We start from the raw sequence: 12,464 nt of genomic DNA on the forward strand, positions 1-12,464 counted from the left end.
CAACCTGCCACGGGGCGGACAGGTTGAGAATGTGGGCATAGAGGGATTTCTCATCCATGATGGTTGCCTCTGGTGATGAAAATTATTGCATTATCATGCACTCAACCACCACAACAGGGGAAGACCCTTTTATATACAGTTGTTTAATTTGAACATGCGCGCAAGATACAGGAGTCGCTACGGCTGTTTAATTATTCATCTCTTCGTTTGTAAGTTTCTCTCTTAATTCAAATTATGGTTTTGTAAATTTTCTGGTGGTATTGCCATATGCGCATATCTAAGCCAGTTTAGAGGCCGGGAACTTTCTGTACAGCGTCGACAGCACCACATCATAAATAATCGCTACCTGCTGCCGCGGTACTCCTGCCCTAATCAGGAGCCCAGCCTGCGCCCATTGTCCCGTTGTTAGTTTCGGTCGTCGGTCACCAATTCGCCCCTGCTCCCTTGCCGCTGCCAGCCCGGCGCGTGTCCGCTCGACAATGAGCTCACACTCCATTTCAATGCCAGAACGGCAAGGCTCCTCCTGAGCGAAATGGACATTTTTTGAAAGTTTCTGGAAAATAAAAATAGTACTATTTGAGAATTAATTGAATCAGCCGATTTTTTCTAATTCATCAATCAGATGGACATAGCATTTGCTATAAAAAATAAAAGTATTCCTGCTATCTATATATAAATGAGTTATGTACATATAAAAGGAGCATTACCGTGACAAAAATAACTTTATTTCCCCAGGATTTTAGAATCCAAAAACAGGAAACCACACTACTAAAAGAAAAATCAACCGAGAAAAATTCTTTAGCAAAAAGTATTCTCGCAGTAAAAAATCACTTCATTGAATTAAGGTCAAAATTATCTGAACGTTTTATTTCGCATAAGAACACTGAGTCTTCTGCAACACACTTTCACCGAGGAAGCGCATCTGAGGGCCGGGCAGTGTTGACAAATAAAGTCGTTAAAGATTTTATGCTTCAAACGCTCAATGATATAGATATTAGAGGTAGTGCGAGTAAAGACCCCGCATACGCCAGCCAGACCCGTGAAGCTATACTATCGGCAGTTTACAGCAAGAATAAAGATCAGTGTTGTAATTTGCTCATCAGCAAAGGGATCAACATAGCGCCTTTTCTTCAGGAAATTGGCGAAGCAGCGGAAAATGCAGGTCTGCCCGGAACAACCAAAAATGACGTTTTTACGCCAAGCGGCGCAGGGGCCAATCCTTTTATAACTCCGTTGATTTCATCAGCAAACAGTAAGTATCCACGTATGTTTATCAATCAACATCAGCAGGCATCCTTTAAAATCTATGCGGAGAAGATCATTATGACAGAAGTTGCACCACTGTTTAATGAGTGTGCTATGCCGACTCCACAGCAATTCCAACTGATACTAGAAAACATTGCTAATAAATATATACAATACACTCCCTGAACACAGAAAAACCAAAAAATATGCGGAGCCTCTTCCTGATTAATATGAACCAATAGTATCCATAATTTTCCCCAGGAACTAACTCCGGAGCTAAACCGTCATTTACCAGTGCTAAAATTATACACTCAACCATCAAAATAATAGCCATTGCTGCTATATAACATATAGCAGCAATCTCTACTACATAGCTATATTTTTATAACTGAGATGGTTTCTCCGGCCAGTCAGGATTTAAGGTATCCACCCGGTTTACCAGCACCCTGTATTTTTTCCATTCGTCGAGCTGCGCTTTCTCATCATCTGTTGCGATATCAAGATCAACAGCATCCTGTAACGGCGTGATTTTTTCAGATGCTATTTGCAGGAGCCTGTTTTTGGTTTCTTCAGCTTCACGAAGTCTGGCTGCGGCCTCCGCAGCTTCATCATTCACCCAGACCTTAGCCTTACCATCCCATTTCTGGTATTCACCAACTGGTGAAACTGATGTGACATTTTCGGGCAACGGACCAGGCTCGGAGATATAAACCTGATTGCCGGTTGTTGTGTCGTAAACCGTCTCGCCGCGGTGATCCTCCTGCAGACTCCACGTTTGGGTTTCAGCGTCAAAAACAGCTATATGACTGGAGGGAATATCAGGAGGGGCGAGATCAGTACAGTTTGCCGGTAATCCCGTGTGCGGCGGGATATATGCATCACCTGCGCCAATAAATTCGTTTGTATCTGAACGAAGATTAAAAATTTTAATTGTCTGCGGGGTATCGCTCATTTTAAACGTCATTTTTTACTCCGGATAAATATTCTGGATTCAGGTGATTGTCATGATAATCGAGGCCGAGAAAAACATGATGCCTATGAGCACCAATATAAATATCATCAACCTGATGACGGGGACTGATGCAGGTGTTACCTGATTTTTTGCAATACGTTCTGTAATCACCAAAACCGATATATTCCGTTCTGGCGTTCGGACAAAGCGTCTCTGACGGACAGTATGCCGTTGTGCTGAATACAGCATTCTGGCGGGCGCTGGCGTATTGCCAGTTGATTGCTTTGGGTGGATTACTGAAACTTTCCCACGCCAGCTTCATTTGCCGGGCGACGCTGTCCGGGGGGACCTGACCACATCCGGCCCCCATTGCAGGTAATGCAACAGATGTAATTTTCCGGTCTTCTCCGGCGCTTTTATTGTGCTGAAAAATTGCCAGTAACGCAGCCCGTGTTGCATTATAAACCGCGTCGGTGCCGTCAATAATCAGCGGAACGCGCATCATCGGGGCGTGAACCAGCCACGGATGTTTACTGTTACCCGTTTCAATAACAAAGGCGGTGCCGACGGGCTGTTCCCCCAGATATTCACGGATGATATTTTGCTGTACACGTTCCTGTAACTGCGGCCCAAAATATGCTGTTATCGCAGCATCCACGCCGCCATCCATCAAACCGAAAGAGTTCGCCGCACTGACCATGCAGTCAAATTCCGGTATGGTTTCAAACGGTCCTGGGATAATTTCCACATTTTCGGTATTCTGAAAAGAATGTTCAAAAGCCACGGCCATTGCCGGCACGGGTGCTGAAAGAATTAATTTAATCACGCCAGCCTCACAATATAGTTAAATGCAATGTTTTTAACCGTGGTTTCTGCATTACCGTCTGCGTCCACAATAACGACGTGTCCGTGTGGACCGATATACATGGTGTGCTCGTGTCCTCCGATATAAACTGTATGCGCATGGTCGCCAGCGGCCTGTGTCCATGCACCACCTCCAGGCTGAAATGAGGTGTGATTGGAATCTCCCCAGTATGAATTGATATAACCGCCGAACTGGTGAGTATGATTGCCCGTGGTATTGGTCGATTTCGTGCCGTAATCAAAGGATGAGGTAGATTTTGTCCCTAAGTCAGTATCCTGCGCCCGCGCGGTGTGCGAGTGCGATTTATTGCCGTCCATTTCTTGCGACAATACGGCACGTCCACTGATGGGCTTACCCTTTATTGTCCAGCCTCTCATGTCAGGGATAACGCTGGACGGATACGCTATAGCCAGTAACGGGTAAGCAGATTTATCGAAGGACTGCCCATACATAAAAGCATAACCACCATCCGGGAGCACATCAGACGGCCATGCAATCGCCGCCCCTACTGGATACGAATCCGGTGGCGGATTTAGTGAGGTGTAGAACATCGCCCATTCTGACCACTCAGCGTCGGCGGTATCTCGATGGCTGCGAATATATGCGGGCGCAGGAGCACCATTAACCCCACTCCATCCGATTAATACCTCTCCATCACCGGTTCCGGTCAGACGCAAAATATTCCCGTATTGCGTTGGATAACCGTTATTGTAAACCTCGCCCATTATCAGGCCGCCATCGCTGCCTCTTGTCGTGCCAGTCAGTGCCGGAAGCGCGCCGCGTGATGCAAGCCTGTTCGCTGCGACAGCCGTACCACCAGCAGGCAACGCACCAGCAGCCTTATCAATTGTGCTCCGTAAACCAACGTATTCGATAAGACCTTCAATGCTTTTTCCTGACAGCGCCGTCAGTGTATCGTCCAGCGGCTGCTTGCCCGCCAGTTTATTCATTACAGTGGTGGCAAAGCTCGGATCGTTACCCAGCGCGTCCGCCAGTTCCTGCAGCGTATCCAGCGACTCAGGTACGGAACCGACCAGTGCAGCAATCAGTTTACGAACAAACTCAGCGTTTGCAGTCTGAAGTCCCTTAGCGTCATCTGGCGGCGTCGGTGTGGTCGGTGTTCCAGTGAATACCGGACTGTCCAGCGGCGCTTTGGTCTGTACCTCAATCATGACAGCTTTGACCGCCTTTGGCGTGGCTGCCAGCGCTTCGCTGTCACTGTCCGTGGCGCTGCTTAACTTAACGATACCTTTTTTCGTCAGGCTGGCATCTTCCAGGGAAATCACGTCCGCGATATCTTCTGCCCGTTTTGCGGCCTCTTCTGCTCTGGTGGCTGCTGCTCCGGCAGCAGTACTGCTTTGCGCCGCCAGTGATGCGCTGGTATCAGATGCAGCGGCGTGAGTGGATGCCTCCGATGCTGATGACGAGGCGGCTGTTGCGCTGGCCGCTGCTGTACTTGCTGACGTTGCTGCATTTGTCTCAGATGTTTTCGCTGCGGCTGCCGATGCGGCTGCCGCCTTTTCCGACGCTGCCGCCGCAGTGGCTGACGCACCTGCATCACCGGCACTGGAAGCCGCCTGCGTTTCTGACGTCTTCGCGGCGGTTTCGGATGCTCCGGCGCGCTCTGCTGATGTCTGCGCCGCCGTCGCGCTGGCGGCTGCGGCAGCAGCTGAATCTCCGGCGGCAGTACGGGAGGCATCTGCATTCGCTTCAGATGTTTTCGCTGCGGCTGCCGATGCGGCTGCTGCCGTTCTGGCTGTGTCAGCCGACGCCGCGCTGGCTGATGCCTCCCCGGCTTTTGTGGTCGCCGTACCTGCGCTGCTCTCCGCAGATGCTGCGGATGAGGCTGCCTGTGTGGCTGATGCTTCTGCCGCTCCGGCTGCATTCACTGCTGCCGTGGCGCTTTCCGATGCCTGACCTGCTGATGTCTGCGCCTGTTCAGATGCCTGCCCTGCGGCGGTGGCATTCCGCGATGCCTCCGATGCCTGGCGGGCAACTTCTTCCACCATCGCCTCAAAACGCCGCAGCGCCTCCGGGCGGACGTCGTCTTCCGTCATGGCCCCCAGAAAATCATTCAGGGTGCCCGGCTTTGAATCATCGTAAACCGTAATAACTCCGGCATGTGACGGGGGATACCCTTCCACCAGGAGCGTGACAGTGTACTGCCCCTGCTCCACATCCATGCTGTAGCGCCCGGCGTCATCCGGATTTTCCGATGCCACCGTATTCACGACCACCGTCGTACTGGTCCGGCAGGCCTTCAGCTGAATGGTGCAGTTCTGTACCGGCGTTCCCGTACCATCTTTCAGTACGCCGGAAATAAGTACTGGCATATTGCCTCCATAAAAAAGCCCGCCCGCAGGCAGGCTTCAGATTCATTCACATCTCAGCACTGATTATCCGGGTCACGTAAATATGCCGGCAGAGAACACTGGACGCTCCGCGTGATTGTTTTTCCCTTTGCCTCGCGGTGCTGTTTCTGCCCACGGTCGGTGCCGGTATAAATCCGGGTCTGGTTTTCAATATTGCTGTTGCCGCTTCCTCTTCCGTTATCGGCAACGGCAGCAGTGGAAAATAAAACGGACAGGGAAAGCCCTGCCGCCAGAGAAATTACGCGCGACATAGTCATATTTGTTCCTCATTAAACGAAAGGGACCGGAAATCCGGTCAGTTTGTGAAGTTGCTCCCCGACCGGGAAACCATCACCAGCGGCCAGACGGAAGCTTCAGTGGTGTACTGCCCGCCGACCCTCAGAGAAACGCTGATATCCACGACAGGTGAAGTGGTGTAGACCGAAAAGACAACTGTCTGATACATGGCCGGAAGCCCTGCGGTATACGGGATAACCTCCGCCGTTTTCACCTGGCCGTTAATATTTATCGTGACGGTGATGGCACCGGAGCCACCGTTACGCTCACAGTTAGCCATCACCGTGATGGTTTTCCCTATCTGATAGGTGGCGCTGTCGGTATACCGTGTTGAGGTGCTGCGTTCGTCGTTCTTCGCTCTGATGCTCACGCCCTGCATGACTTTTGAGCCGCAGATATCACCGACAAACTCTTTTGCTTCTATCACGCCAGAAAACTTACCGGAGGTGGCATTGATTTCTCCGGTAAACGAGCCAGACACAGCGTTAATATGGCCGCTGATATCCGCATTTTTCGCAGTCAGCTTTCCGTCCGGCGTCAGGGAAAATGCCGGAGGATTACCGCCACTGGTGATAGTCGGCGCGCTCAGGTATTTCAGGAACGCCTCGTTCATGATTATCTGGTCGCCCTGCATGACGAATCCTGGCGTCTGGTTTCCGTTTGCCGGGTTAATATAAGCAATGCGATCCGCCGCCACCAGGAACTGGCTTATCTTCCCGTCAGGCGTGTCTTCCATACTCAGTCCAATTCCGGCCACATAATATTTGCCGTCTTTGGTCTGCTCTATTTTGACGCCCCACATGGCGTTCCATTTATCGTTAGCGTCCTTCCACTCCTTCGAAAACTGTTGCAGTTTGCTGGCGTTATCCTCCGTCAGGTCAATTTTTTTCAGCAACTCTGTACCAAGATACGCCTCCGTAATCAGTCCTTTAAAAAAGTCCAGATACCCTTTCGCGTCATCACTCGGACGCCCGGACACTTCCGCAAACACTGATTTTCCAGCCAGATTTACACTACGCACGTAAAACCAGGCATCATGCAGTGGTTTCAGTCCATCCTTTATCCAGAATGACCCGATGCCCAGATACTGCGCTTTTGACTGAATGTCTGCTGCGGTCGTCAGCTGTGTTGCGGAGTACCAGAATTCATACTGCACACTGGCATCATAAATGGCCTGGTACGGCGTCACCGTTATCTGAAAATAGCCCGGCGTCAGTTCAATGGTGGACGGTGCCGCCGGAGCCTGAATGCTGAACGTGACCGATGACGGCTCCCCCTGCTGCCCGAATCCGTTTATTGCCCTGACTGTCAGCGTGTAGTCACCCAGCGGTAATTCGTGGAAAGCGTACTCTGTCTCACTGGTTGTGGCGGTTGTCACCAGACGCGCGGGGTCGTCATCTTTCCCGTTTCTGATAGTCAGTCTCACGACAAAACGCACACCTTTTACCACCCGCGGCGTATCCCATTTCGCTTTGGCCTGATACAGGGTGCTGTCGTTATCCGTGCTGACGGTCAGATGTTGTACAGCGGGCGGAATAATGCTGTTGGTGGTCCCCGGTAACGGGTCAAAGTGCGCCCCGTTGTCCACAATGGACTCTTTTTCCGGAACGTGCTGCAAGGCAGTGATGGCGTATGTGCCGTCGTCATTCTCCTTAATACGCACGCAACGGAAAAGGCGGCGCTTCAGGGAGGGCAGTTTCAGCCCCCAGATACTGTACGGCTGCACGGTTTCCGGCAGGACTTTCGTTACCACCCGATCCGGTGCGGGCTGCGACTGAATCTCCGTACTGAACGGCTTACCGTCAGGCCCGACAATATTCAGCGTGGTGGCGCCGCTTTCCGGTAGTGTTATTTCCCGGTCAAGCGTCAGCGTGCGGGTGGAAATATCCAGGTCAGTGATACGCCCACCGACCGACACCCCGGCGTAATCGTTGTCGCAGACCTCAATAATATCGCCCGGTGTATGACGCAGACCTTCCGCACCGACAGAAAAATCCACGGTCTGCGTTTCCAGCAGCTCCGTCATCATCACCCACAACCCCGTCCGGTGCGCCTGTCCACGTGAGGTACAGCCGAACGCGTCCATTTTCAGCAGATTGCGTCCATAACGGGCCTGTGAGGCATGGTCTTCCACCAGCTCCGTGGAGGTTTGCCAGCCATTCAGCGGATCGGTGTATCTCACTTCTATCGCGTTATGGCGGTCTTTCAGGGCACTGAAGCTGTATTTAAAGCGCCCGCCCACCACGTTACCGTTGGTGTAGGTCCATGCTTTATCGGAGGGGCGGTCCTGGATGAAGGTCATTTTGCGGCCATTCCATACCGGCATACAACGCATCACCGAGCAGAAATCCGCCAGAACGTCATACGCCTTACGCTGGGTGGTAATATACGCATTAAGCGTCATGCGGGGTTCCGTGCCGCCAAATCCGTCCGGCACCGGTTGATCGCAGTACTGCGCGATGGCGTACAGCGCCCATTTATCCACATCCGCCCCCCCGATACGCCTGCCCAGCCCGTAACGGGGGTGGGTCAGTTTATCCATCGTGCACCACGCCGGGTTATTCGTGTACGCCGGTTTAAACGCCCCGTCCCACAGGCCGGTATATGTGCGGGTATCCGGGTCATAGTTTGAGGGGACCTGAAAAATACGTCCGCGCAGGTGGTAGTTACGCGTGACCTGCTGGCTGCCGAACTGTTCCGCATCCACCAGCAGACCGGCAACCGCTGTGCCAGGATAACCCTGCCGGATATCGATGATTTCCGTATACGACGACCACAGCGTTTTGTTCTGAAGCCTGTCGGTGGTGCTGTCCGGTGTCACCCTGACCATGCGGACACTGAACGGGCGCGGCGGTAAATTATCAGCCACTACCGATGCCAGATATTGTGTTGTGATCTTGCCGTTAATAGTGATATCAAATTCTGTGTTCCAGATCCCGCTACGCTGAAACTGTATCAGCAGATTCACGGAGGACGGGTTACGGTCCCCCTTGTCCGTGGTCTCCTGCAGCATCTGTACACCAAAGGTGAAGCGTAGCCGGTCGACATTCTCTGAGACAACAGTACGGGTAACGGGATTATCGTGTTTCACTTCCACACCCAGCACCGTTTCCGCGCCGGAAGCCTCAAAACCTTCCAGCGGTGCCTGTGGTGTCTCCCCCACCTGATATACCACGGTCACGCCGTGAATATTACTGTTACCGTCCGCGTCCACCACCGGCGTGTTATTAATCAGCACGCTCTGCAGACCGTTCACCGGGCCGACTATCGGTCCCTCACTGAGGGCATCAATCACGCTCAGTTGTTGTGTGGACTTCAGATCGTCCTTCGCCTCACGTGGTGTATGCCCCTTCCCTCCACCTTTGCTCATTCTCCTGGCTCCATAAATAACAAAACCGCCGTAATGGCGGTCATGTGTATCAGCTCATGTTGTCATGATTATCACTGCCGGATGACGACAGACGGTCTGGTAATCCCGCCGTCCTGCCGCGACGTGGTGTTTGCCTGTAACGGGGAGCCGATCACCACAACTTTTCCCGACGTGCTCTCATCCCGGGTACTCATCATCTGCGATATCACCCGTGACCCGATTTTCATTTCACCGTACAACACCGGCACCGGGTTCCCCTGGGCCACCATATTTTCCTGGGAAGAAAAGTACGTGTTCTGTTTCCCGTTATCTGTCTGACCCACCGTTGGTGTTTTGGGTACAGGTGTCAGCATCTGCGCCACACCACCCAGCGCCATACTGGTTCCTGCGGAAAACAATACTGCCGCCGCTACAGCATTCAGACCGGGAATAAATGACGCGCCAATCAGCGCTGCCCCGGCTACCACCTGCCAGATACCGTTTTTCGCTCCCGCCATACGCGGTACAATATGAACCACTGCCCCCGGCGGTAACGATTCGTTCAGTCTGGCAGTAAGGGTATCCGGCGCCATATCGCTCCCGGCAATCCGGACCTGATACCAGCCCTCATTCATTCGCTGCCGGAATCCGGGGAGTTGTATCGCCAGCGCATGTATGCCTTCCGCCGCTGTCTTTATGCTGAGGCTGATGCGCTTTCCAAATCGTTGTAAATCCCCGTAAAGGCAGATTCGCACCATTGCCGGTGCCGCCATATTGAGTGTGTCCGTCGTTGCCATTTGTCGTTATACCCCTCTCGTTTACTCAACTGCTCCGGAATATGGTGCAACAGTTCACCGTTGCCGCAGTAAATCGCCGCATGATTGGGCGTCGGTGAACCAAAACAGCAAATCAGCACGTCGCCGGGCTGCGCATCCTCCGGATTCACCCGGTAAAATCCCGCCGCCTCCAGGTGATCCAGATAGAGGCTTTTACCCTGACTCCACCAGTCATCTTCCCTATCGAAATCCGGCATATCAATCCCGGCCAGATGGTAGGCATCACGAAACAGCGTGTAGCAGTCCGTCACGCCATGCTCAAACTGCCGCCCGGTCAGGTGTGGCACGCAGCGGAATTTATGTATCCTGTTATCACGGACCAGCCACCAGTCCAGCCCGCTTTGTATCTGGAGGGTACGATCCGCACTGCTGAGACAGGGCTTACCGTCAGGATGGCTGTGTACCAGCGCCACGATGTCGCCGCGGTTCCGGGCATTCAGGTAATCCTCCGGGGATATACGAAAATACATCGTGGGTTCAGCAGACAGATTTTCACACGGAAAATACCGCTCTCCCTGTGCCGTTCTGACCACATAACCGCACGATTCCGCAGGCGCACACTGTCGGGCATGTGCCAGAATGTCATCGTTAATCATGGGAACCTGTTAAGACAGTTTGTTGATGGAAGCGAAAAATCCGGCATTCACCAGATTGTTACGCATTTCACAGCCTTTCATGCAGTGGCTGCATTTATCCTTTTTCGGGTCTGAGGTGGGCTTATCGAACTCATCGGCCACGGGCGGGCCGTCGTATCCGCAGTTTTCATCCCGGTAATCCCACGGACAGGAGTCCGCTAGCATGGTACGCCCCGGCACCACAGAACCGTCGGTTTCTGCCGGTGATGCCAGAATAATGGTAGCAGTTGATGAATCCAGTTCTGACAACTGCTCCACGTTATAGCGCGCTACCGCCTCCTGCTCCGGGTCAGCGCCCGGATTGCCGTTACTGAAATTCACCGCATCAAGAAACTTGCTGTAAACCTGATGCCTTACCACTGACGCGCCGACGAGACTTTGCAAATCCTCCGCCATTCCCGTGACCAGACCAAAGAGATTGGCAACAACGAGGTTCGGGCGGGGAGATGCGCCTTTCCCGTTCATCTCAAAATCCTGTACCTGTATCGGGTACGGTTCGTACTGCCTCCCCTGCCAGGTTAACGGCTCGCCTTTTTCGTTCGGTTCGTTACAGAAGAAAAAGCGCTCACCGCCAATCGCGGTTAAATCAAATTCCCACAAATCCACCTTCGCGGACTGCTCCGCTTTGGTGGTCTCGCTCAGGGTTTCCTGTGGTATATCCTGCATATATGAGAGATCCTTTATTATTTATCTTGCAAAAATATTCCTTCTTTTATTAATGGTATTTACGATACAACCAAAAAACGAGGTAACTAATGAAATACACAATATTGTCGCTGGTAGCTGGTGCGCTCATCAGTTGTTCAGCAATGGCAGAGAATACCCTGACTGTAAAGATGAACGATGCCCTGTCCAGCGGAACAGGAGAAAACATAGGTGAAATCACAGTTTCAGAGACACCTTACGGTCTGCTTTTCACTCCTCACCTAAATGGTCTTACGCCAGGAATTCACGGCTTCCATGTCCACACAAACCCAAGTTGTATGCCGGGAATGAAAGACGGTAAAGAGGTTCCGGCGCTCATGGCCGGAGGACATCTTGACCCCGAAAAAACCGGGAAACATCTTGGCCCATATAATGACAAAGGGCATTTGGGGGATCTGCCTGGACTGGTTGTCAATGCAGATGGTACAGCCACGTATCCGTTACTGGCACCACGCCTTAAATCACTGTCAGAACTGAAAGGTCACTCATTGATGATCCATAAAGGCGGTGACAATTACTCCGATAAACCTGCTCCACTGGGTGGTGGCGGTGCACGTTTTGCCTGTGGTGTCATTGAGAAATAACAGCAACATAGCCATATCGTCATAATTTCGTTTTACCCATAAAAAAGCCCTCTCACTGGAGGGCATTAAATCTGTATCGATGTTAAAGGTCAGAAGCTGTAACCTACGCCAAGCACCCAGGTTCCAGCTTTGACGTCACTGTCAGCATCAGTGGAAAAACTTGTATGCTCATAAGACGCATTAACGGCAATATTTTCAACCGGGTTAAGCTGAATACCTGCCCCATAAGCAAAGGCGGTTTTATTGTCAGAATTTCCCCAGTTATCCTTAATATGTCCGTTTGCTGTACCAATCATCACGTAAGCATTCAGATAGTCGTTAAAACGGTATGAAGGACCAACAAGAAGGGAGGTATAATCAGCATCACCTACCTTATACCCATAGTTATTAACATCAGCCGAGGTGTATGTAACTGAACCCATCGCCCCGAATCCACTGTCCAGATCTTCCCAGTTATATTTGATGTTGGCACCGTTCGCATTACCGGAAAGCCAGCCGCTTAAATCTGTGTAGGCATATCCAATTGAAACGGTATTTTTATACCCTGCTGCGTTAGCCACGCCGATGCTACCTAACGCCAGACCAACTAAAACCGCCACGGCAATCTTTTCCATAACATTTCCTTTTTTTGATTATTGACTGTGC

At 51.7% G+C, this 12,464-nt stretch carries 11 protein-coding genes and 2 pseudogenes; 2 read left to right on the forward strand and 11 right to left on the reverse strand.

Features of this window, described 5'->3' with window-relative positions:
• Positions 1-277 precede the first annotated feature (277 nt).
• A pseudogene (locus tag J4613_RS09345) lies at positions 278-499 on the reverse strand (recombinase family protein); the annotation flags it as partial.
• Positions 500-708: 209 nt separating this feature from the next.
• On the opposite strand from J4613_RS09345, the gene sopE reads away from it, so the two are divergent.
• Entirely contained in the window at positions 709-1,431 is a 723-nt protein-coding gene (gene sopE / locus J4613_RS09350) for an SPI-1 type III secretion system guanine nucleotide exchange factor SopE (protein ID WP_000161705.1), read from the forward strand.
• Between the two features lie 196 nt (positions 1,432-1,627).
• On the opposite strand, the gene J4613_RS09355 is transcribed toward sopE, so the two are convergent.
• The 9 genes and pseudogenes from J4613_RS09355 to J4613_RS09400 all read right to left on the reverse strand — a co-directional run bounded on the left by J4613_RS09355 (position 1,628) and on the right by J4613_RS09400 (position 11,196).
• Positions 1,628-2,209: a tail fiber assembly protein gene (locus tag J4613_RS09355; RefSeq protein WP_000143158.1), complete on the reverse strand. Its 582-nt coding sequence runs from the start codon at positions 2,207-2,209 to the stop codon at positions 1,628-1,630.
• The gene (locus tag J4613_RS22660) at positions 2,199-3,023 is read right to left on the reverse strand and encodes a macro domain-containing protein (protein WP_000593434.1); all 825 of its coding nucleotides are present in this window, start codon (positions 3,021-3,023) and stop codon (positions 2,199-2,201) included. The genes J4613_RS09355 and J4613_RS22660 overlap by 11 nt, the downstream gene beginning before the upstream one ends.
• Entirely contained in the window at positions 3,020-5,395 is a 2,376-nt protein-coding gene (locus J4613_RS09370) for a phage tail protein (RefSeq protein WP_001532020.1), read from the reverse strand. Before J4613_RS09370 ends, J4613_RS22660 begins: the two co-directional genes overlap by 4 nt.
• Before the next feature lie 53 nt (positions 5,396-5,448).
• Positions 5,449-5,691, reverse strand: coding sequence for a hypothetical protein (locus J4613_RS09375; protein WP_000178849.1), 243 nt, complete (start codon positions 5,689-5,691; stop codon positions 5,449-5,451).
• A gap of 38 nt (positions 5,692-5,729) precedes the next feature.
• Entirely contained in the window at positions 5,730-6,512 is a 783-nt protein-coding gene (locus J4613_RS09380) for a DUF1983 domain-containing protein (RefSeq protein WP_072105270.1), read from the reverse strand.
• Positions 6,513-6,631: 119 nt separating this feature from the next.
• A pseudogene (locus J4613_RS09385) lies at positions 6,632-9,080 on the reverse strand (host specificity protein J).
• A gap of 71 nt (positions 9,081-9,151) precedes the next feature.
• Positions 9,152-9,856 (reverse strand): tail assembly protein, encoded by a 705-nt coding sequence (locus tag J4613_RS09390; RefSeq protein ID WP_020867839.1) that lies wholly within the window; start codon positions 9,854-9,856, stop codon positions 9,152-9,154.
• Entirely contained in the window at positions 9,754-10,491 is a 738-nt protein-coding gene (locus J4613_RS09395) for a C40 family peptidase (RefSeq protein ID WP_000606356.1), read from the reverse strand. Before J4613_RS09395 ends, J4613_RS09390 begins: the two co-directional genes overlap by 103 nt.
• 9 nt (positions 10,492-10,500) lie before the next feature.
• The gene (locus J4613_RS09400; RefSeq protein WP_001152416.1) at positions 10,501-11,196 is read right to left on the reverse strand and encodes a phage minor tail protein L; all 696 of its coding nucleotides are present in this window, start codon (positions 11,194-11,196) and stop codon (positions 10,501-10,503) included.
• Positions 11,197-11,285: 89 nt separating this feature from the next.
• Between J4613_RS09400 and sodC1 the strand changes: the two genes are divergently transcribed.
• Positions 11,286-11,819, forward strand: coding sequence for a superoxide dismutase [Cu-Zn] SodC1 (gene sodC1, locus J4613_RS09405; protein WP_000877926.1), 534 nt, complete (start codon positions 11,286-11,288; stop codon positions 11,817-11,819).
• Positions 11,820-11,908: 89 nt separating this feature from the next.
• Here the strand turns inward: sodC1 and J4613_RS09410 are convergent, their stop codons facing one another.
• Positions 11,909-12,433 carry an Ail/Lom family outer membrane beta-barrel protein gene (locus tag J4613_RS09410; protein WP_111742388.1) on the reverse strand — a complete coding sequence of 175 codons (525 nt, stop codon included), beginning with the start codon at positions 12,431-12,433 and terminating at the stop codon, positions 11,909-11,911.
• Between the last annotated feature and the right edge of the window lie 31 nt (positions 12,434-12,464).

Source organism: Salmonella sp. 32020114201800008SM, assembly GCF_017572025.1.
In the GTDB taxonomy this organism is placed as follows: Bacteria; Pseudomonadota; Gammaproteobacteria; order Enterobacterales; family Enterobacteriaceae; genus Salmonella; species Salmonella enterica.

Coding starts and splice junctions, on each gene's coding strand:
- J4613_RS09355 (WP_000143158.1), bottom strand. CDS start 2,209: ATGACGTTTAAAATGAGCGATACCCCGCAGACAATTAAAATTTTTAAT.
- J4613_RS09370 (WP_001532020.1), bottom strand. CDS start 5,395: ATGCCAGTACTTATTTCCGGCGTACTGAAAGATGGTACGGGAACGCCG.
- J4613_RS09375 (WP_000178849.1), bottom strand. CDS start 5,691: ATGACTATGTCGCGCGTAATTTCTCTGGCGGCAGGGCTTTCCCTGTCC.
- J4613_RS09380 (WP_072105270.1), bottom strand. CDS start 6,512: ATGTGGGGCGTCAAAATAGAGCAGACCAAAGACGGCAAATATTATGTG.
- J4613_RS09390 (WP_020867839.1), bottom strand. CDS start 9,856: ATGGCAACGACGGACACACTCAATATGGCGGCACCGGCAATGGTGCGA.
- J4613_RS09395 (WP_000606356.1), bottom strand. CDS start 10,491: ATGATTAACGATGACATTCTGGCACATGCCCGACAGTGTGCGCCTGCG.
- J4613_RS09400 (WP_001152416.1), bottom strand. CDS start 11,196: ATGCAGGATATACCACAGGAAACCCTGAGCGAGACCACCAAAGCGGAG.
- sodC1 (WP_000877926.1), top strand. CDS start 11,286: ATGAAATACACAATATTGTCGCTGGTAGCTGGTGCGCTCATCAGTTGT.
- J4613_RS09410 (WP_111742388.1), bottom strand. CDS start 12,433: ATGGAAAAGATTGCCGTGGCGGTTTTAGTTGGTCTGGCGTTAGGTAGC.